Origin of the sequence: Chryseobacterium lacus (assembly GCF_003336205.1) — a bacterium.
In the GTDB taxonomy this organism is placed as follows: domain Bacteria; phylum Bacteroidota; class Bacteroidia; order Flavobacteriales; family Weeksellaceae; genus Chryseobacterium_A; species Chryseobacterium_A lacus.
Genome location: NZ_QPIE01000001.1, coordinates 284,824 through 305,503, shown reverse-complemented (window position 1 = coordinate 305,503; position 20,680 = coordinate 284,824). Strand labels below are relative to the sequence as shown.

Here is a 20,680-nt window from a genome sequence, read left to right as displayed (position 1 = left end):
AAAGATGAGAACCGCCGTTCTGTTTTTTGCTGTTTTTCTTTTTCTGTTTTCCTGCAGTACGGATGATGATATTTGTGCCGGAGGTGAAGGGACGCCTCGAATGAAGATTAAATTTAAAACCTATACTACCGGAAAACCCAAAACAATGGATTCTCTTTTCGTAAGTGTAGATTATGGTAACGGAGTGGTTCCGGTGATTGAAAGAAGAACGGCAACGGACTCGGTTTTTGTCCCGTTGCGGGTAGATGATCATGGTTTTACAGACCTTTATATCAGTACGTCGCAACAAGGGATTAAATCTCAGATCCGAGTAAAATATAACGATAAAACAGAATATGTGTCGCCAGCGTGTGGTATCAGAAAACTGTATGAAAATGTTTCTTCGGAAATCATAACTGTTGGCCCCGTTCCGGGGATTGAAAATGCTCAAAATGAAATTATAAATGAGAACAAAACGCATCTTTTTCTTCTTTTTTAGCTTTCTTTTTGCATTGGGCTTTTCGCAGGAAAATGAAACACAGCAGAAAGAAAAATGGCGATACGATCCTAATTTCATGGTTGGCATTGATGTGCTGAATGCCGGAATTTCCTTTTTTTCGGAAAGAAAGGTGTATCAGGGATTTGTTTCCACTAGGTTGAAAGAAAGACTGCACGCTGTTGCAGATGCAGGATTTGAGAAGAATATTTATCAGAAAAACGGATATGATGCGGAGGTAAATGGCCCTTTTGTGAAAATAGGCGGGTTTTATATGCTGATGAGAGATCCTGAACATGCGCAAAATGGTTTCTATGCCGGTGCTAAATTGGCGGCCTCTTTTTATCATCAGGAATATCGTGCGGTTCCGATCCGTGGATTTGGCGGCAGCAGTTCATTTGAATCTTTTCCATCGTCTTCGCAATCTTCGTATTGGGCAGAAGCGGTAATTGGTGGAAGGGTACAACTTTTTTCCAGCAATTTCTACATCGATGTGAATGTGCAGCCGAAATACCTGATATTCTCTACGAAGCAGGAGGATATCCAGCCTATGGTGGTTCCGGGTTTTGGGCAGAGCTCAGGGAAATTCAACTTCGGATTTATGTGGAATCTGGCGTATCATTTCTAACTTATTCTTTAAAAGACGAAACCAATTTGCGATATAAAGTGGCCAGTTGTTCGGGAGGATTTCCGGCATCGAAAGTTTGTGAAGAATAAACTGTACCATCAATGTTTACCCTTATAGTTGCAGCCATCGCTCCGTCATAAAACCTTTTGTTGGTGGGAGGAGTAAAGGATTCTATTTTATCCGGATTCAGTTGGGTAATTAACTTTTGAAGGTTTTTCCATTCCGTTTCCGTTGTTTTAAGAGTGGTAATTTTCCGGTTAATTTCAACCTCTTTAAAGTTTGGTGTTATCACAATCATCCTTCTCGATCCGCGGGTCATTTCTTCCAGTTCTATTTTTTGAAAAGGGCGATCCGATGATTTTTCAGTTATTGCATTTGATGAATCATTATTTTTTTGTGCATTACAATGCAACAGCAGCAGCGTAAAAAACGCAAGAAAAAAAGATTTTATATACATAGAATAGAAACTTTAATAATTATGGAGCAAAATTAAATCAAAAATATAAACATCATCAAATTTATTCCATTCTGTAAATTTATATATATTTGCAAAATTACCCATTAAAATAAAAAAATGAAAAAAAGGTTTGCATTTTTGTTTATGGCATTAAGTTTTGGACTTACCAATGCACAATGGACAAAAACCAATCACAGAGAAAAAACTAAAATCGAAGACTCTAATGTACGGCAATTTTACACATTAGACATGAATACGCTGAAATCGCAACTTCAAAATGCTCCCGAAATGGGCAGAGGATCGATAGGCGTACAGGTTTCTATACCTACAATGGACGGCAAAGTGGAGCGTTTCACCGTATACAGTTTCCCTGTTGTTGACAAAGAACTTGCGGTTCAGTATGATTTAGGATCTTATGTAGGAGTGGGGTTGGATGATCCTTCCAAATATATCAGATTCAGCACTTCCCCGGTAGATTTTCAGTCGATGATTATCAAAAACGGCAAGTATGAATTTATTTCTCCGATGAACGCTGATAAAACTGTTTATGGAGTGCATTACAAAACGATAGATCCGGAAAAAGGCAGCTTCGTGTGTTCTACCGAAGAAGGTTCAGCTGCTCAGGCTCAAATGAATGCTTTATATCAGAATGGAAGTACTTTTTCTCATAATCCGACCGATTTTGCAAAAAGCTCCGATAAAAAATACAGAACGCTGAGGCTGGCGGTATCCGTTACAGGAGAATATACGCAGTATCATGGCGGAACCGTTGCAGGTGCTTTATCTGCAATCAATGCTACGTTAACACGCGTGAACGGGATTTTTGAAAAAGATTTCGCATTGCATCTTAATCTGCAGAATTTCCCTGCGATCATTTATTTGAATCCCGGTACGGATCCTTATACCAGCCAAAATAACTGGAATGTACAGCTGCAGCAAACCCTGACCAACGTGGTAGGTAATGCAAATTATGACATTGGACATTTATTCGGGCAATCTGGAGGAAACGGGAATGCAGGATGTATTGGATGTATTTGTGTTAATCCTGCAAATGCCAATTCTACAGCTAAAGGTTCGGCTTTTACCAGCAGTACTGTGCCTCAAGGAGATGCATTTGATATTGATTATGTTGCCCACGAAATGGGACATCAGTTGGGAGCAACCCACACTTTTTCCATGAATTTGGAAGGTACGGGTACTAATATGGAGCCAGGTTCTGGTTCAACCATTATGAGTTATGCCGGAATTACTACTTCGAATGTACAGAACCATGCAGATGCATATTTTCACGTGGCAAGTATCATACAGGTTCAGCAGAATCTGAATGCCAAAGCTTGCGATGTAGAAACACCGATAGCAAACAATCCTCCAAGTATTCAAGCATTGCCTACCTACACGATTCCTAAAGGGACTGCGTTTGCGCTGACGGCTGTAGCTACAGATCCGGAAAATAATCCGTTAACCTATACATGGGAACAGTTTAACAGCGCCACATCTCCATCCACGAATGTTGATCCAACCAGTACCACAAAACCTATTTTCAGATCTGTTTTGCCTTCCACATCTCCTACAAGGTATTTCCCGAGACTGAGTGAAGTGCTGAATGGAAACTTAACTTCTCAAGCGAATTGGGAAACGGTATCCAATGTAGCCAGAACTCTTAATTTTGTTGTTACGGTAAGAGACAATCATCCTAATCCCGCACAACAGCAGACTAACAGTGCGGAGCAGATTATTAATGTTGGAAATAACGGCCCCTTTAAAATAAACACCCAAAATGCAAACACCAATGCGCCGACGGTGATTTCATGGGATGTGGTAGGAACCAATGTGGCTCCTTACAATGTTGCCAATGTGAAAATAGATTATACGACGGATAATGGTGCTACCTGGACAGTTTTGGCGGCATCTACTCCAAATGATGGTTCAGAGGCATTATCTTTCCCAGCGTCTCTAAATGGGCAAACTATTAAATTAAGAATTTCAGCAATTAATAATGTGTTCTATGCTGTGCAATCCGTGAACGTTGTGACCTATTCTAACTGTGATGGTTCTGCTCCTCAGAACGTGATGATTTCAGGTGTTACAGGTTCTGAAGCAACGGTTTCTTGGAATCCAATGTTAGGTGCTACGTATATTGTGCGATACAGGGTGGTGGGACAAACAGCTTGGCAAACAGGCTCTTTTAGTAATTCACCGGTTACTTTATCTGCACTGACCAATAATACCATGTATGAAGTTGAAGTTGCAGCCATTTGCTCCGGAGTTACAGGAGCATACTCAACGCCAAAGACGTTTAAAACTCTTGTATACTGTAGTGCTTCTTCAGCAAATGCAACAGATGATCATATTGCAAATGTAACATTGGCTAACGTTAATAACAGTTCTGGTGCCAGTACCTATTCTAATTACACTAATGATCCTGCATTACAAATTAATCTTGTGAAAGGAGCTGGCCAGCAATACACCTTAGCTGTAACCAAAGGATGGCTGGGCGGAACACCTTATCCGAATGCAGTGCAGGCTTATATTGATTATAATGCTAATGGTACTTTCGGAGATATTCCTGAGGAAGTTATTATGAATAGCCCATCCAGTACAGGGGTTGCCTCGGTAACATTCTCTGTTCCTACAATTGCTGTAGAGAATATCCCTTACCGAATGAGAGTGATTTCTTTTTACGGTCAGGCGGGTGCCACTTATCAGCTTTATCCTTGTATGACTTCGGCACTAGGTGCTTATGGAGAAGTAGAAGATTATACTGTGATGGTTACCACAGGTTTGTCCACACAGGAAGTTGGAAAAGATGATTTCAGAGTTTATCCGAACCCTGTTTCTGATATTTTGAATATTACCAAAGTGTCCGATAAAGCGGTTTATCAGATTCATAATGCCATAGGCCAGATCGTGGATACCGGCACAGTGAAAGATAATAAAGTGAATGTTTCCAGGCTTACTGTAGGTAATTATATTATTACCATTGCGGATAAAGACTTCAATGGAAGTGTGAAGTTTATTAAAAAATAAGAATTAATCTTTAAGATAAAAGCCGTTTCACGATTGTGGAGCGGCTTTTTTGATCAGTGATTTTTGAATGTAATGTTATTCCTTTTCGTTTGAACTGAATTGGGCGGACAGTATTTTATACAATGCTTTCAGTTCTAAAGGAGGGTTTCCGGAATCAAACGAAACTGATGAATACGTTTCATTTTTGGTGGTGATGACAATCCATGACGCTAAGGCAGCATCCACACGGCGCTTTTCCGAAGGCGCAGGGAAACTCGCAATGTTTTTCACGTCAATTTTTTGGGTTTCGGCTGTTATTTTGTCCCATAATTCTTTATCCTGACGGCTGTTATTTTCCTGACGATTGACTGTTATTTTCGTCATCTCTGGAGTGACGGAAATGGATCGTGAGTGTCCTCTGGTACGCTCCGATAGTTCAATTTTCACAATTGCAGGTGTGTTTTTAGAATACTGCTGGGCGTTTTTTTCATTTTTTTGAGAATTACAGGAACTGAATGCCAGCCCAAAAAGCAGTAGTGTTACAAATAGCTTTCTCATGTTTTCTTCATTTATCAAGCTATAAAAGTAAGTATAAAAGGGATGAATTTAGACAGGAATAGCTATTTTTTTCAAATGTGTTTCTTTGTGATATTTTATTTTAAAAATATGATAGGCTTAAAAATCGAAGAATATTATAAACTGAAAGAAGAAAAATTTATCTTTGAAAAAAAATTTATGAAGAAAATATTAATTGGTTTGTTTTCTACCTTAGTGGTGTCGGTAGCGGCGCAGAGAGTATGTGTAACTCCGCAAAAAATGGAAGAATTTTATAATGCAAACCCCACAGAAAAGGCTAAGCGTCAGGATCTCAGGAACTTTTTGAATACAGAGCATCAATTCCAGGCCAAGAAAACGGTTGTTACCATTCCAGTAGTTGTACATGTTTTGTATTCCAATACAACGATGAATATTTCACAGGCTCAGATTGATTCACAATTGGCGGTCCTGAATGCTGATTTCCGAAAATTAAATACTGATTTCTCCACAGCAGTTCCTCCTTATTTCCAATCATTTGCATCCGATATGGAACTGGTTTTTTGTTTGGCAACGGTAGATCCTAATGGGAACCCGACCACAGGGGTACAAAGGAAATCTGTAGCCGCTAGTTTCAACTTCAATAATAATTATTACACTGCTTCAGGACTTGCCGCTTGGGATCCAACGCGTTATCTGAATATCTGGGTGGGAAATGTTACGGGAGGCCTTTTGGGTTGGGCATATCAGCCCGGTGCTGCAGGATATCCATTTGACGGTTTAGCCATTGGATATTTTTGTTTCGGAACCACAGGTACAGCACAATATCCTTATAATAAGGGAAGAACAGCTACCCATGAGATTGGCCATTATTTTGGACTGGATCATATCTGGGGCGATGATAACTCTACCTGTGGAAGTCCGGCAAATACTGATTATTGTGCCGATACTCCAGCAACGTTTAATCCTTATTACGGGGCACCCACGTATCCGAATAATACTTATATGTGTACTCCCACTGCACATGGAGCCATGTTCATGAATTATATGGATTATGTAGATGACAGAGCAATGGCCATGTTTACCAATAATCAAAAAACAATTACTCGAAATGCGCTTATGGGGCCAAGGGCAAGTTTACTCAATAGTAATGCCTGTACTGTTTTGTCGGTAAGCGATGTGGAGATGATGAACAGCGTGATTGTTTTTCCGAATCCTACTACACAATATATTTCAGTTTCAGGACAGGTGAAGATCGATGAACTTCATATTTTTAATTCCGAAGGACGTTTAGTGAAAAAATCTCTGAGAAAAGATGAAACTACAAAAATAGAAGTAAGTGAATTACCAGCGGGAGTTTATTATGTACGAGCCTATATGAAGGGTGAGTTTATTAAATCACTCAAGTTTGTAAAGAAATAAATTTTTAATGTTACACACTATTGAAATCCTTTGATTTGATCAGAGGATTTTTTTTATCCATTTCCTAATCATTGTTGAATACTTTAATTTTTTATTCATTATTATTCAGTTAATCATAAAAATTATTTAGATTTGTAGGATAAAGTATCTAGTATGGACTTATTGTATTCAGGAAATCGTTCAGTACTGGTGTAATACGTTAATCTTTAGTGTCAACTTAAAAAAAGTTATTATGAAGAAATTTTTATTAATGCTATTTATGGGATTCATGGCTCACGTATCAGGACAAGCTTGCCCTCCTGTTACGGTGCCGTTTCAACAGTCCTTTAGTACGGGAGTTTTGCCTCCATGCTGGACGAACCAGAATCCCGTTTCTACATCTACTTATGCGTTATGGAGGTTTTCAGGAGCTCCCGATTATGGTACTACGAACAATGGCAAACCAGCAGGAACATATGCTTGGGTAGATGCTTCTTCACCTTACGCTAATATTCACAATGTTGAACTTGTTTCTCCCCAAATAAATTTGACGGGCTTAACTGTACCTTATGTTCAGTTTGAATGGTTTAAAAATCATCTTTCGTCATCAACAGGTACAACACCTCCGAGCTATGATAATAATGAATTGAAAGTTCATGTGAATGACGGTAGTGGATGGGTACAGATATGGGCCAATAGTACCAACTCAAATGAATGGAGAACGGTAGGAATACCTTTAGCTGCGTCCTATGTTGGATCAACGATTCAATTAAGGTTTACGGTTGACAAAGATGTTGCAGGTAATGGGTATTTTTATGATAATGTTTTATTGGATGAAGTTCAGGTTTTGCAAGCGCCTACTTGTTTTGTTCCCACTCCTCAGACTCCTACCAATATAACTGCTACTGCTGCGACAATCAGTTGGAACGCACCAGCGATTGCTCCGGCCCAGGGTTATGAGTATTATTTTACTACTACCAATACACCTCCATTGCCAACTACAGCAGGAACAGCCACAACGGCTACCTCAGCAGTGCTGGCGTTAGCGCCCAGTACCACATATTTCTGGTGGGTGCGTTCTGTGTGTTCAGCAACAGATAAAACTGCTTGGATACAAGGTGACAGTTTTAGTACCAGCCAGATTCCTGCTACTATGCCGTATGTGCAGTCTTTTACCGGATCTAACGATTTTGGTTTTATAAACGGAACACAACCCAATAAATGGGCTTATGGATCAGCAGCTGGTAATCCGGCCAACTCTATTTATATCTCGGATAATGATGGATTGACTAACACGTATTCCAATACGACATCAGTTGTACAGGCGTATAGAGATATTGCCGTCCCTGCAGGAACTAATCTTGCTACGTTGATGTTTGATTGGAAAGCTGTAGGAGAAAGTACCTATGATTATTTTAGAGTATGGTTGGTACCAACCACATTTACACCAACTGCAGGCACCCAGATAACTTCCGGCACAGGCAGAACTCAAATAGGTTCTAATTTTAATCAACAGGCGAACTGGCAAACCTATATTAACCAATCAGTCAATCTCAGTTCGTTTGCAGGAAGTATTGTCCGTTTGGTATTTGAGTGGAGAAATGATACTTCGGTTTTTAACGATCCACCAGCAGCTATTGATAATATTAATTTCTTAGTGCATACTTGTTTGGCACCGACTACTTCATCTCCAACTGCTATTACTGCGAACTCTGTTAGTTTGCCATGGAGCGGACCAAGTCCAGCACCGGCCAACGGATTCCAATATTATATTTCAACTTCCAATGTGCCGCCAACTGCAGCCACGGTTCCTTCAGGTACTTCTCCGTCTTCACCTGCCGCAGTGTCTGGTTTAACACCAAATACAACTTATTATTGGTGGGTTCGCGCAGCATGTAGCACAACAAACAGAAGCATCTGGATACCGGGACCAAGTTTTACTACCGGACAGATACCGGCTCCTGTGCCTTATCATCAAAGCTTTACAGGTCCTAACGATTTTACTTTTGTTGGGAATCAAGTAAATAAATGGGCGTACGGTGCCGCAGAAGGAAATCCGCCAAACTCAATTTATATTTCAAATGACGATGGAGTATCCAATGCTTATACGATTACTTCCACAAGTTATGCGCATGCTTACCGTGATATTATAATTCCTACCGGATCTACCCTTGGCTCACTGATGTTCGACTGGAAATCTGAAGGACAGAGCGGACAGGATTATTTCAAGGTATGGATGGTGCCGGTTTCTCATACTATTGTTCCAGGTGCAGCATTGACAGCGGGGGGTGGTAAAATTCAAATTGGAGGAAATTTCCAATTGGAAGATACCTGGCAGACCTATCTGAATACTAACGTGCCTGTTTTCAGCTTTGCAACTACTACTGGTGTCATGCGTTTGGTCTTTGAATGGAGAAATAATGCAACAACTGGAACCCAGCCTCCTGCGGCGATCGATAATATTAATTTTTCGGTAAATGCCTGTAGAGTGCCACCATCCAACTTAGCATCTTCAAATATAACCTCCACTTCAGCAACACTATCATGGACGGCAGCAGTACCTGCACCTGCTCAAGGTTATCATTACTATCTATCACCATCTAATATTCCGCCTACGCCAACTACCGCTCCTACAGGTTCTGCGGCAAGTTCGCCACACAACGTCACTGGGCTTACTCCTAACACCACTTATTACTGGTGGGTGCGTTCCAATTGTGGTCCGGGCGATACGAGTTTCTGGGTCTCGGGAGGATATTTTACAACAGACCAGATTCCGGCTACTATTCCGTATATTCAGAATTTTACGGGACCTAATGATTTTGGTTTTATTAACGGGTCGCAGCCAAATAAATGGGCATACGGTTCAGCAACGGGAAATCCTGCCAATGCGATCTATATCTCCAATAATAACGGAGCAGCTAATGAGTATACCATCACTGCACCAAGTGTAGTACAGGCGTACAGAGATATTATCATACCTCCAGGAACTACTACCGTTACTTTTAAATTCGACTGGAAGTCAGATGGAGAAAACAATAATGATTATATGAGAGTATGGCTGGTGCCGATTGATTATATGCCGGTTGCCGGAACACAAACTGCTGCTGCACCGGGAAGAATTCCTATTGCCGGTAATTTCCAACTGCAGAATACCTGGCAGACATATGAAGATCCGGCATTAGACGTAAGCAGTTTTGCTGGAGAAACTATGCGGGTTGTTTTTGAATGGAGAAATAATGCTTCCGCAGGAACTAATCCTCCAGCGGCTGTAGATAATGTGATGATTGTAATTTGTAATAATACAGCACCATTACCGGTTGCTTCTGCTATTACGCATAACACGGCTACTATTACCTGGCCTCAGGATATTGGCGGCGCTTCTTATGTAGTAAGATACCGTCCTGTAGGAACAACAGGTTGGGTTTCTGTTATTCCGGTTCCTGCTGCACCGTGGCCGGCAACTACTAATTCCATTGATTTGAGTAACCTTATTTCATCTCAATTGTATGAGGTTGAAGTTGCTGCAGTATGTCAGGGAGTAGAAGGAACGTATGCGCATATTGAGTTTACCACAGAATGTAACCCTGTCCCGCCAAGTGGATTAACAGTTAATAATATTACTTCATCTTCAGCGCTTGTAACCTGGGATCCGATGATTCCTTTTACCTACACATTAGAGTACAGAGAAGTAGGTGGAACCACATGGACAGTTGTCAATGTAAATACAAACTCTTATACGATTTCAGGGCTATTGCCGTATACGAATTATGAAGTGAGAATAGCTTCTGCTTGTTCCATTACCTATAATATTTATACAACCCCGAAAGTATTTACAACGCTTTCCACTTGTGAAATGGCTCCGGTCGGATTATCCATTACCAATCTTACCATGACTCAGGCTCAGGTAAACTGGAATGCAGTTCCCGGTGCTACTTACATTGTCAGATGGAGAAAAGTAGGATCTTCCGCAGGATGGACTTCTGCTCCTGTGTCGGTTAATAATTACATCATCACCGGATTAACAGAAGAAACCCAATATGAAGTCCAGATTGCGAATGTGTGTAATGGAGGAACTCAGATCTTTACAGATCCTTATGTATTCACTACTCCAGGATTAAACTATTGTGGAATGGGCTCCACCGACAGTTCAGCGGAACATATTTCCAATGTTAATGTTAAACCTTTTGGAAATGCAGAAATGAACAGTAACTCGGGTGCATCCAATTATACTTCTTATGTAGGAGATATAACCAGATCTATCGTTTTACTACAAGGATCTAATAATAATCAGATTTCTATAACGAAATCATGGAATGGAACACCGCGAAATGCCGCAGTAACTGTCTGGATTGATTTTAACAGAGATGGATTATTTACCAATGACGAAAGAATATTGATGACGCCGCCAAATACAGAAGCGAATGTATCCGGAACCTTTAGTGTCCCTGCAAGCGCCTACGCCAGCCTCACATTAGATAAATTTGTTGTGATGAGAGTAGCGATGAGCAGAACCAGCTCGCCAGAAATGTGTTCCGTGTTTGAATTTGGAGAAGTGGAAGACTACAACGTAAGAATTGTAAAACCATTAGCTACCAATATTCTGGATCTGACTCAAATTCAAATTTATCCAAACCCTGTGAAAAATGTTCTGAATATTACCAGAGTTGAAGATGGTTCTAAATATACCATTTACAGTGCCATTGGCCAGTTGGTTCAATCTGGAGGTATTTTCAGCAACAAGATTGATGTTAGCAGATTAATTAATGGTATTTTTATCATCAATATTGAAGCTAAAAATGGTCAATCTGCTCAGCGGAAATTCATTAAAGAATAACAGTTTTAAACTTTAATTGTTTGAGGCCCTCTTCTTGGAGGGCTTCTTTTTTTATAAGGAAGACAACAGAAAAGCAAAATATTTTCGATCGCAGAGAAGAATAATTAAATTCACTTTCTTATCTCATTCATAACGTGAAAAATCCGGCTTTGGAACTAATAACACTCCTCAATATTTCCTTAAATCAGAATAAAAAAACATGAATTCTTAAAGAATTTTATATATTTGCAGCAATTATCAACAATTAAAAATATAAATTACTATGTCAGACATTGCATCAAGAGTAAAAGCTATCATCGCTGATAAGCTTGACGTTGAAGAAACAGAAGTGACTCCAGAAGCGAGCTTCACCAACGATTTAGGAGCAGATTCTTTGGATACTGTAGAACTAATTATGGAGTTTGAAAAAGAATTCAACATCCAGATCCCTGATGATCAGGCAGAAAAAATTACTACTGTAGGTCACGCTATCGCTTACATCGAAGAAGTAGTAAACAAGTAATATTTCTTTAACAGAAAACAATAATTTATGGAATTGAAAAGAGTAGTAGTTACCGGGTTTGGTGCTGTAACGCCTATTGGCAACAACACAAAAGAATACTGGGAAAACCTTGTGAAAGGCAAGAGCGGAGCCGCTCCTATTACTCTTTTCGATGCCTCAAATTTTAAAACAAAATTCGCCTGCGAAGTAAAAGGTTTCGATCCGTTAAACCATTTTGATAAGAAAGAATCAAAAAAAATGGACCGTAATACCCAGTTGGGAATGGTAGCTGCTAAGGAAGCTGTTTCCCACTCCCGTATTATGGAAGACAATGTAGACAAAAACCGGGTAGGCGTTATCTGGGGATCCGGAATTGGCGGCCTTGCAACTTTTGAACAAGAAGTTCTTGGTTTTGCTGCTTCAGAAGGAATGCCGAGATTCAATCCTTTTTTTATTCCGAAAATGATTGCTGATATTACTCCAGGACATATCTCCATGGAATACGGCTTTCACGGACCCAATTATACCACCGTTTCTGCCTGTGCCTCATCTGCCAACGCTATTATTGATGCGAAAATGCTCATCCAACTGGGCAAAGCTGATGTCATTGTTTGTGGTGGATCAGAAGCAGCTGTTGCAGCAAGTGGTGTAGGAGGATTCAATGCCATGATGGCACTTTCAACCCGAAATGATGATCCTCAAACAGCTTCCAGGCCTTTTGATAAGGACCGGGATGGTTTTGTACTGGGCGAAGGAGCGGGAAGTATCATTTTAGAAGAGTATGAACATGCCAAAAAAAGGGGTGCTACCATCTATGCAGAACTGAAAGGAGGAGGTATGAGTGCAGATGCTTATCATATGACCGCTCCTCATCCCGAAGGATTGGGTGCGTATATGGTGATGAAAAACTGTCTGGATGATGCAGAAGTTACTGCCGACGAGGTAGATCATATTAATATGCACGGTACTTCTACTCCGTTAGGCGATATTGCAGAATCAAATGCCATTTCCAAATTGTTGGGAGAACATGCGTTTGATATTCAGATCAATTCCACAAAATCCATGACGGGCCACTTATTAGGCGCAGCTGGTGTCATAGAAGCCATTGCCGCGCTGGGTACCATTATCCACGGAATCGTGCCGCCTACGATCAATCATTTTACAGATGATGAAAATATTGACAGCCGTTTGAATTTTACCTTTAATGAAGCTGTAAAAAAAGAAGTAAATGTGGCGATGAGCAACACCTTTGGTTTTGGTGGCCATAATGCATGTGTTCTGTTTAAAAAACTGTAAATCAGTACGATGGAGTTGCAGAAGTACTTTCCTAAATTCCTGAAACAAAGAAAAAAAGTATTATCGGAGAAGGATTATTATCTGAGTTCTGAAATCGGTAGAATCATTGGTTGTGAAATTCAGAATATCAGTCTCTACCGCGAAGCTTTCTCTTTGAAATCTCCTCAGAAAGATCAGGAATTCAATAATTATGAACGTTTGGAGTTTTTAGGCGATTCCATTTTGGGTTCTATTATTTCCTGTCATCTTTTCACTACTTATCCGGAAGCTAATGAAGGGTATCTGACTCAGATGAAATCTAAAATTGTCAACCGGAAAAACCTCAATAAAGTCGGCGACGATCTTAAAATCACAAAATACATCCAAACAGGAAACACCTGTACACTCAGCGAGAATATTTCAGGAAACCTTTTTGAATCACTTATAGGTGCCGTTTATCTCGATCTTGGCTATAGTGCTTGTGAAAGAATTGTGTTGGAACGACTTCTTACACCCTCGGAAATGACCAAGCTGGAAAATAAAATTGTCAGTTACAAAGGGTTGCTTTTGGAATGGGCACAGAAAAATAAAGTCAGCATTCAGTATGAAACTTGCGAAGAATCCCGTCCAAGTAAAAATACGGTCTTTCGCTGTACGGTTTGGATTGCCGATGAAAAAACAGCCAACGCAACAGAAACTTCCAAAAAGAAAGCTGAAGAAAAAGCGGCACAGAGAGCATTTTATGTTTTAAATAAAAAAGAAAATATCATTGGAAATTCAAAGAATCATTCTGGATGATACGGATACAGAAGAAGTCACAATAGCTCTGGTGAGGATGGCCAAAGAGATGCCAGATTTTGAGTTTTTTTTTCATGTCAACAAAATCAATACTTTTTCTTTTCAAAGGATTAATGATGTTATTGTAGAAGGCGATTACTTCCGGTATTTCTTTCCAGTCTTTGAAGGATATAGTAAAGAAACCCAAACTTGCTACCGTTTTATTTCCAATAAATCTTCCGAAAGTTTTCAGAAAAAAGAAATCAATGAGCTTTTTATTGAGGAACAGAATGTTAAGTATTTATTAAATAATTTTCACGATACAGATTATATTATCAGCAGCTCAGACAGCTTAAATGAATTTTCCGTAATTTTGCTGCCTGAAAATCTTACTTTTCAGATTCAGGAAATTCTTTTGACATCTGACGAGGAGCTTTATCATATCCTTCAGTATTATGAATAAATATTTAAAAAGAACAAAAATAATAGCAACCCTGGGCCCGGCTTCTTCATCAAAAGAAATGATGACAGAGCTCATTAAGTCCGGAGTTGATATTTTCAGAATCAATTTTTCACATGCCGATTACGAGATAGTTCATGCGAATGTAAACATGATCCGCCAACTCAATCAGGAATTGGGAACTTCGGTAGCGATATTGGGCGATCTGCAAGGCCCCAAACTCCGGGTTGGGGTAGTGGAAGAAGGTTCCTATCTGAATCCGGGCGACATCCTAACTTTTACCAATGAGAAAATAGAAGGCGATTCCACCAAAGTATATATGACGTATACGGAATTTCCCAGAGACGTAAAAGCAGGCGAAAGAATTCTGATTGACGACGGAAAGCTGGTATTGCAGGTCACAGAAACCAACGAATTGGATACCGTAAAAGCAGTGACCATTCAGGGAGGCCCTTTGAGCTCTAAAAAAGGAGTTAATTTACCCAATACCAATGTTTCACTTCCAGCACTTACCGAAAAAGATATTCAGGATGTTCAACTGATGCTTGATCTAGAAATCGATTGGATTGCTTTGTCATTTGTTCGCCATGCGCAGGATATTATTGATCTCAAAAAACTGATTGAAAAGCATCCTAATCAACAGAGAACACCCATCATCGCTAAAATTGAAAAACCTGAAGGTGTCAAAAATATTGATGAAATATTGATGGAATGTGACGGACTGATGGTGGCCAGAGGCGATCTTGGAGTGGAAGTTCCTATGGAAGAAGTTCCGGCTATTCAGAAAATTTTGGTAGAAAAAGCCCGACACCATTCCAAGCCGGTTATTATTGCCACACAAATGATGGAAACGATGATCAAAAGCCTTACGCCCACGCGAGCCGAGGTGAATGATGTAGCCAATTCCGTTCTGGATGGCGCTGATGCAGTCATGCTTTCCGGAGAAACCTCTGTCGGAAGATATCCCGTAGAAGTAGTGAGAAATATGGCCAAAATTGTGAAGAATATCGAAAGCACCAGTTTCTATGTTCAGAAAAACGCGCCCATCGAGAAAGAATTCAATTGCATTGACAGCCGCTTCATCACCAACAGAATTTGTCTTGCTGCGGTAAGAATTGCCAAAACTACCGATGTGGAAGCCATCATCACTTTAACCCATTCAGGATATACTGCGTTTCAAATTGCTGCACACCGCCCGAATTCCCACATTATTGTCTTCAGTTCCAACAAAAGGGTCACCACAATGCTCAACCTGCTTTGGGGTGTTCACGCTTATTATTACGACGGAACAAAATCTACCGATGAAACCATTATTCAGGTGAATCAGATGGTCAGAGATTTGGGCTTCGTTGAGGAAGGTGATTTTGTGATTAATTTAAATGCTACTCCGGTAGAAGACAGCGGCAAAACCAATACTTTGAGATTAACGACGATATAAAATAAGTCTTGTGTAAAAGCAGGAGGTTATTTTACTGTTCCTGATTCTCAGCAGAAGCTGTCCTCAACTGTGCGCTGTATAAAGCGGCATAATATCCGTTTTTTTGCAAAAGTTCAGTGTGTGGTCCTTCTTCCACAATAATTCCCTGATCCATCACAATGATTTTATCTGCCTTCTCGATCGTAGAAAGGCGGTGCGCAATGATAATGGACGTTCGGTCTTTCGTGATTTTTTCCGTCGCTTTTTGGATTAATTTTTCACTTTCCAGATCTACAGAAGAAGTGGCTTCATCTAAAATAAGAATCTTAGGATCAGAAAGATACGCTCGTAAAAAGGAGAGGAGTTGCCTTTGTCCAAGTGAAATGGAGCTTCCGCGTTCGCTTACTACATAATCATAACCGCCGGGAAGTTGTTGAATAAATTCATCTACCTCAATTTCTTCCGCTGCTTTTTTTATTTTGTCTAAACTAATGGTATCGTCGCCAAAAGCAAGATTTTCAGCAATACTTCCGTGAAACAAAAATACATCCTGAAGCACCACGCCAATATGGCTCCGAAGGTTATAGAGTTCATAATCTTTCAGATCAACATTGTCAATCAGAATTTTTCCGGAATTAATGTCATATAATCTGGTAATCAGGCTGATAATGGTTGATTTTCCCGCACCGGTTGCACCAACGATCGCTACGTTTTCCCCAGGATTTACAGTAAAACTAATTCCCTTCAGTACTTCCTGTTTTTCATCATAAGAAAAATGGACGTTTTTAAATTCTATTTTCCCTTCGAAATGATTTTTGGTTACTGTTCCATTATTTGGAAGCGCAAAATCTTCATCTATTAATCCCAACACTCTTTCTGCACCTACAATACCTCGCTGGATATTGTTAAAACGGTCAGCAATCTGCCGCAACGGGCGAATCAACATTGAAATATACTGAATAAATGCAATCACAACTCCTGCGCTAATGGTGATATAACCGCCATAAAACAGAATAAAGCCGATGAAAACCGATGAAATAAGTTCTACTACCGGAAAAAACAGCGAGAAAATAAAGACGGTTCTTAGCAATGCCGACTTCAGAGTTTTATTAATTTCCTCAAATTTTTTAAATTCCTGCTCTTCACGGTTAAATACCTGAATAATCTGCATTCCCGTCAAACGTTCCTGTACGAATGAATTCTGATGCGCAGTCCAGGTTCGTTCATCACCGAAAGCTTTTTTCAGCCGTTTTTGAAAAAATCGGGTACTGAATACCATGAGCGGAAGAATAATCAGGGAAATGTACGTAAGGTTTTCATTGGTTTGATACATCATGACCAATACAAATAAAATCCTGAGAATATCTCCGAAAACCATCAGGAAACCGTCGGTATATACTGTGGCAATGGTCTCTACGTCACCTACAGCCCGCGTTACCAATTGTCCGATTGGTGTTTTATCAAAAAAAGAAGTTTTAAAATAGATGAGTTTATGATACAACCGTTCCCGGATATCTCGAATAACATTTTGAGAAATAAAATTGGAAAACCAAACCAGGAAAAAATTCAAAAAAGTCTCTAATACTACCAGTCCGATGAGCCAGTAGATGTGTTTCATCATCAGCGATTTGTCGCGAAGTTGAATGATGTCGGTATCTACAATTTGCATCGTAAGATAGGGTCTGTACGTGGAAACGATGGATAAAACCACTGAAATCAGCAATGCGATGATGAACCACGAACGGAATTTCATCCCAATCGTAAAGAGTCTTTTGATGATTTGCCAGGTACTTTGTTTTTTCATTTTTAAAACCGGGAATAGCTATAAAAAGCCGAGTATCTAAAAAGGTAGCGCAAAAATAAGCAATTTAGACGGAAGCGGATCGGGAAATAATTTCTGTAAAAGTCAAAAATCGTAACCTACATCGGCCAGAAAAAGCCCGTGTGCGGGAGCTGAAGTGCCTGCATTGCTTCTGTTTTTACTTTCTATAATTTTTCTAAGTTCCTCAGGTTCTGTTTTTCCTGTTCCAATTTCTACCATAGTTCCCACTATCGAGCGCACCATATTCCGGAGAAACCGATTGGCTGAAATGGTGAATTTCAATTCAGCTTCATTTTTTTCCCAATACGCTTTGTATATTTTGCAAAGATGGGTTGTATTGTCGCCACCGGTTTTAGCAAAACTTTCGAAATCGTCATATTCAAAAAGTATTTTGCAAGCCTCGTTCATTCGATCCATGTCAATATTCCTTTTCCAGTGTTGCCATGCGGAATCCTGTGTGAAAGGGTTTTTTTCCAGAGAAATATAATACTCATATGTTCGGTAAGTTGCATCAAATCTCGCGTGTAAATCCGCTTTTACATTAAAAATTTTTTTGACGGCAATATCCGGCGGCAAAAAACTGTTGAGTTGAGATGGCAATTTTTCAGAAAGCAGAAGTGATGTATCGAAATGCGCAAACATTTTCCGGGCATGAACGCCTGTATCGGTTCTTCCGGCTCCTGTAATTTTGATGTTTTCTCTCAAAATTGTGGATAGTGCTTTTTCCAATTCTTCTTGTACAGATACTTCCCTGGGTTGAATCTGATAGCCAAAATAATTTTTGCCGTGGTATGAAAATTCAATAAAATAACGCAAAACAGTAAACCTTATGATTTTTATGCTGCAAAAATAATTTAATTTCATCAGTTAAAGTCCGCTTTTGTTGAAAACTCAGTTTAGATTAATTTTTAGAAAACATGAAAATCATTACTTTTGCATTCGTAATGAAAAGATGGTATCTCTACCCGTTTTCCTTAGTTTATAATTTGATCACCACTTTCCGGAATATCTTTTATAATCTTGGAATTTTTAAAAGCACAAAGTTCAGAACACCGATTATCAATGTCGGAAATCTTTCTGTAGGAGGCAGTGGAAAATCGCCTATGGTAATGTATCTGGCCGATTTTCTTTCAAAAAATTATCGCACTGGTGTGCTTTCCCGCGGTTATGGAAGAGTTACAAAAGGCTACGGAATTGTTAATTATGACAGTCATTACAAAATAGTTGGCGACGAGGCGATGCAGCTTTTTGAGCGATACAAAAACCGTTTCGTCATCGGAGTTTCGGAAGAGAGAGTTCCCGGTGCCAGAAAAATCATCGAAGATATGGAGCTGGATGTTCTGGTATTGGATGACGCGTATCAGCATCGTGCCATAAGAGCTGGACTGAATATTCTGATGACTGATTATAATGATCCGTATTTCAAAGATTTTGTTTTGCCCGCAGGCGATCTTCGGGAAAGCAGAAGAAACTCAAAAAGAGCACAAATCATTATGGTTTCAAAATGTCCTCCGGATTTGACGGATGAAAAGAAACAGTATTTTATTTCCAGAATCAGGCCACGAGAGAATCAGCGTGTGTTTTTCTCTTCTATTTCTTATGATGAACATATTTATTCCGTTGATAAAAAGTTGCCGGATAATAATTTGGCGTACTATGATATTCTCCTCATCACAGGAATTGCCAATCCAAAACCGCTTTTGCAACATCTCTCACGGTTTTCTGACCGCGTGAAGCATCTTAAATTTAAAGATCATCACCATTTTTCAGATAATGATGTAAAAAATATTCTCAACGAGTATAAAAAAATGGGTGAATACCGAATCATTCTTACGACTGAAAAGGACTATGTGCGTTTAAAAACTTTTGATTACCTTAGAGATTTGGTTTTCTATTGGCCTATAAATGTCAATATCGACCAACATCAGGAATTCAACCAAATTATTATGAATTATGTTAGAAAAAATTAAAGAAACCGCTACTTTCATCAAAAATATTATTCGTGAAACTCCTGAATTTGCGATTGTTTTGGGTTCTGGTTTAGGAGCTTTGAAACATGAAGTAGAGGCGGAACATATTTTGGAGTATCATGAAATTCCACATTTTCCACAAACAACCGTCGTAGGACATGGAGGCAAGCTCATTTACGGAATGCTGGAAGGGAGAAAAGTACTGATGATGAGCGGCCGATTTCATTATTATGAAGGACATGATATGCAAACCGTTACTTTCCCTTTTCGGGTTTTTCATTCGTTAGGAATTAAAAATTTGATACTTTCCAATGCTTCTGGTGGCGTGAATCCTTATTTTAATGTTGGCGACATTATGGTGATTCGGGATCATATCAACATGATGCCTGAGCATCCACTTCGCGGGAAAAATATAGATGAATTGGGGCCAAGGTTTGTGGATATGAGCGAGCCGTACAATAAAAAAATGATTGAAACCGCACAATCAGTAGCATCAGAAGAGAATATTAAAATGCATTCCGGGGTTTATCTCGCTCTGCAAGGTCCTACTTTTGAAACACCAGCAGAATACGGAATGGTACGCGCCATGGGTGGTGACGCTGTAGGAATGAGTACCGTCCCGGAAGTGATCGTTGCGAAACATCAGGGAATGAACTGTTTCGGGATTTCAATAATCACCGATCTGGGGGGCCCTGAAATTGCTTTTACCGTTTCCCATGAAGAAGTGTTGGCAGCAGCCGATAAAGCCATGCCGAACGTCATTAAAATTGTGAAAGGCTTGGTGAGAAACTATTACGAAGATTAAAAATCACTTTAAATAAAAATTATAAACCTTAATCGCTAACGATGAGTTTTTTTATCTGATTGAATAAAGTTGGTGTTGGATTTATAATAACTTGTGGAATAAAGAATTAAATCGTACATTTGCACTCCTTTTGAAGTTATCCATTGTTCCAAAAGTTTTAAAAACATATTTTCAGATTCACTCTTTCCTTATTGGGAAGGAGATTTTTGCTTTTTGATACTTTTAGAGTTTCGGATTTTTTCATCAGGAAATAAAAAATATTTTGCATTACCCCGTGAAAAGATATACCGGCGTTGCAGTAAGAATGAGATTTTAGAATAAAGAAACAAGATCAAAGA

16 protein-coding genes are annotated in these 20,680 nt (G+C 39.5%); 12 read left to right on the top strand and 4 right to left on the bottom strand.

The features are described 5' to 3' along the window. Positions 1 to 4: 4 nt before the first annotated feature. On the top strand, positions 5 to 478 hold the full coding sequence (locus DQ356_RS01485; RefSeq protein WP_114302680.1) for a DUF6452 family protein: 474 nt from the start codon (positions 5 to 7) through the stop codon (positions 476 to 478). Continuing rightward, entirely contained in the window at positions 444 to 1,103 is a 660-nt protein-coding gene (locus tag DQ356_RS01480) for a DUF6048 family protein (RefSeq protein WP_114302679.1), read from the top strand. Before DQ356_RS01485 ends, DQ356_RS01480 begins: the two co-directional genes overlap by 35 nt. 1 nt (position 1,104) lies before the next feature. On the opposite strand, the gene DQ356_RS01475 is transcribed toward DQ356_RS01480, so the two are convergent. After that, positions 1,105 to 1,422 (bottom strand): hypothetical protein, encoded by a 318-nt coding sequence (locus DQ356_RS01475; protein WP_126723217.1) that lies wholly within the window; start codon positions 1,420 to 1,422, stop codon positions 1,105 to 1,107. 255 nt (positions 1,423 to 1,677) lie between these two features. Here DQ356_RS01475 and DQ356_RS01470 point away from each other — a divergent pair, with 255 nt between their 5' ends. Further along, positions 1,678 to 4,587: a reprolysin-like metallopeptidase gene (locus DQ356_RS01470; protein WP_114302677.1), complete on the top strand. Its 2,910-nt coding sequence runs from the start codon at positions 1,678 to 1,680 to the stop codon at positions 4,585 to 4,587. Positions 4,588 to 4,662: 75 nt separating this feature from the next. Here DQ356_RS01470 and DQ356_RS01465 read toward each other — a convergent pair whose 3' ends face one another. Continuing rightward, positions 4,663 to 5,124 carry a hypothetical protein gene (locus DQ356_RS01465; RefSeq protein ID WP_114302676.1) on the bottom strand — a complete coding sequence of 154 codons (462 nt, stop codon included), beginning with the start codon at positions 5,122 to 5,124 and terminating at the stop codon, positions 4,663 to 4,665. A gap of 177 nt (positions 5,125 to 5,301) precedes the next feature. Here DQ356_RS01465 and DQ356_RS01460 point away from each other — a divergent pair, with 177 nt between their 5' ends. The 7 genes from DQ356_RS01460 (at position 5,302) to pyk (ending at position 15,766) form a co-directional block, all read left to right on the top strand. Beyond that, positions 5,302 to 6,522 carry a M43 family zinc metalloprotease gene (locus DQ356_RS01460; protein ID WP_166413033.1) on the top strand — a complete coding sequence of 407 codons (1,221 nt, stop codon included), beginning with the start codon at positions 5,302 to 5,304 and terminating at the stop codon, positions 6,520 to 6,522. A gap of 232 nt (positions 6,523 to 6,754) precedes the next feature. Beyond that, entirely contained in the window at positions 6,755 to 11,335 is a 4,581-nt protein-coding gene (locus DQ356_RS01455; RefSeq protein WP_114302674.1) for a fibronectin type III domain-containing protein, read from the top strand. Between the two features lie 262 nt (positions 11,336 to 11,597). Continuing rightward, positions 11,598 to 11,837, top strand: coding sequence for an acyl carrier protein (locus DQ356_RS01450; RefSeq protein ID WP_002976354.1), 240 nt, complete (start codon positions 11,598 to 11,600; stop codon positions 11,835 to 11,837). A 27-nt stretch (positions 11,838 to 11,864) separates the two neighbouring features. Further along, the gene (gene fabF, locus DQ356_RS01445) at positions 11,865 to 13,112 is read left to right on the top strand and encodes a beta-ketoacyl-ACP synthase II (RefSeq protein WP_114302673.1); all 1,248 of its coding nucleotides are present in this window, start codon (positions 11,865 to 11,867) and stop codon (positions 13,110 to 13,112) included. A gap of 9 nt (positions 13,113 to 13,121) precedes the next feature. After that, positions 13,122 to 13,889: a ribonuclease III gene (rnc, locus tag DQ356_RS01440; protein WP_114302672.1), complete on the top strand. Its 768-nt coding sequence runs from the start codon at positions 13,122 to 13,124 to the stop codon at positions 13,887 to 13,889. After that, complete coding sequence (locus tag DQ356_RS01435) at positions 13,861 to 14,331, top strand: IPExxxVDY family protein (protein ID WP_114302671.1); 471 nt, start codon at positions 13,861 to 13,863, stop codon at positions 14,329 to 14,331. The genes rnc and DQ356_RS01435 overlap by 29 nt, the downstream gene beginning before the upstream one ends. Continuing rightward, positions 14,324 to 15,766 (top strand): pyruvate kinase, encoded by a 1,443-nt coding sequence (gene pyk, locus DQ356_RS01430; protein WP_114302670.1) that lies wholly within the window; start codon positions 14,324 to 14,326, stop codon positions 15,764 to 15,766. Before DQ356_RS01435 ends, pyk begins: the two co-directional genes overlap by 8 nt. Before the next feature lie 31 nt (positions 15,767 to 15,797). Here pyk and DQ356_RS01425 read toward each other — a convergent pair whose 3' ends face one another. Both DQ356_RS01425 and truA read right to left on the bottom strand, forming a co-directional pair. Continuing rightward, positions 15,798 to 17,549 carry an ABC transporter ATP-binding protein gene (locus tag DQ356_RS01425; RefSeq protein WP_114302669.1) on the bottom strand — a complete coding sequence of 584 codons (1,752 nt, stop codon included), beginning with the start codon at positions 17,547 to 17,549 and terminating at the stop codon, positions 15,798 to 15,800. A 102-nt stretch (positions 17,550 to 17,651) separates the two neighbouring features. Further along, positions 17,652 to 18,431: a tRNA pseudouridine(38-40) synthase TruA gene (gene truA, locus DQ356_RS01420; protein WP_114302668.1), complete on the bottom strand. Its 780-nt coding sequence runs from the start codon at positions 18,429 to 18,431 to the stop codon at positions 17,652 to 17,654. 80 nt (positions 18,432 to 18,511) lie between these two features. Here truA and lpxK point away from each other — a divergent pair, with 80 nt between their 5' ends. Both lpxK and DQ356_RS01410 read left to right on the top strand, forming a co-directional pair. Next, a complete protein-coding gene (gene lpxK, locus DQ356_RS01415) occupies positions 18,512 to 19,537 on the top strand; it encodes a tetraacyldisaccharide 4'-kinase (protein ID WP_114302813.1) in 1,026 nt (341 codons plus the stop codon). After that, on the top strand, positions 19,521 to 20,342 hold the full coding sequence (locus DQ356_RS01410) for a purine-nucleoside phosphorylase (protein ID WP_114302667.1): 822 nt from the start codon (positions 19,521 to 19,523) through the stop codon (positions 20,340 to 20,342). Before lpxK ends, DQ356_RS01410 begins: the two co-directional genes overlap by 17 nt. Positions 20,343 to 20,680 lie beyond the last annotated feature (338 nt).

What these genes read in the sequence shown, in the direction of transcription:
- lpxK (WP_114302813.1), top strand. Translation starts at nt 18,512, where the DNA reads ATGAAAAGATGGTATCTCTACCCGTTTTCCTTAGTTTATAATTTGATC.
- DQ356_RS01425 (WP_114302669.1), bottom strand. Translation starts at nt 17,549, where the DNA reads ATGAAAAAACAAAGTACCTGGCAAATCATCAAAAGACTCTTTACGATT.
- DQ356_RS01485 (WP_114302680.1), top strand. Translation starts at nt 5, where the DNA reads ATGAGAACCGCCGTTCTGTTTTTTGCTGTTTTTCTTTTTCTGTTTTCC.
- rnc (WP_114302672.1), top strand. Translation starts at nt 13,122, where the DNA reads ATGGAGTTGCAGAAGTACTTTCCTAAATTCCTGAAACAAAGAAAAAAA.
- DQ356_RS01410 (WP_114302667.1), top strand. Translation starts at nt 19,521, where the DNA reads ATGTTAGAAAAAATTAAAGAAACCGCTACTTTCATCAAAAATATTATT.
- truA (WP_114302668.1), bottom strand. Translation starts at nt 18,431, where the DNA reads ATGAAATTAAATTATTTTTGCAGCATAAAAATCATAAGGTTTACTGTT.
- fabF (WP_114302673.1), top strand. Translation starts at nt 11,865, where the DNA reads ATGGAATTGAAAAGAGTAGTAGTTACCGGGTTTGGTGCTGTAACGCCT.
- DQ356_RS01460 (WP_166413033.1), top strand. Translation starts at nt 5,302, where the DNA reads ATGAAGAAAATATTAATTGGTTTGTTTTCTACCTTAGTGGTGTCGGTA.
- DQ356_RS01465 (WP_114302676.1), bottom strand. Translation starts at nt 5,124, where the DNA reads ATGAGAAAGCTATTTGTAACACTACTGCTTTTTGGGCTGGCATTCAGT.
- DQ356_RS01450 (WP_002976354.1), top strand. Translation starts at nt 11,598, where the DNA reads ATGTCAGACATTGCATCAAGAGTAAAAGCTATCATCGCTGATAAGCTT.
- DQ356_RS01470 (WP_114302677.1), top strand. Translation starts at nt 1,678, where the DNA reads ATGAAAAAAAGGTTTGCATTTTTGTTTATGGCATTAAGTTTTGGACTT.
- pyk (WP_114302670.1), top strand. Translation starts at nt 14,324, where the DNA reads ATGAATAAATATTTAAAAAGAACAAAAATAATAGCAACCCTGGGCCCG.
- DQ356_RS01455 (WP_114302674.1), top strand. Translation starts at nt 6,755, where the DNA reads ATGAAGAAATTTTTATTAATGCTATTTATGGGATTCATGGCTCACGTA.
- DQ356_RS01480 (WP_114302679.1), top strand. Translation starts at nt 444, where the DNA reads ATGAGAACAAAACGCATCTTTTTCTTCTTTTTTAGCTTTCTTTTTGCA.
- DQ356_RS01475 (WP_126723217.1), bottom strand. Translation starts at nt 1,422, where the DNA reads ATGACCCGCGGATCGAGAAGGATGATTGTGATAACACCAAACTTTAAA.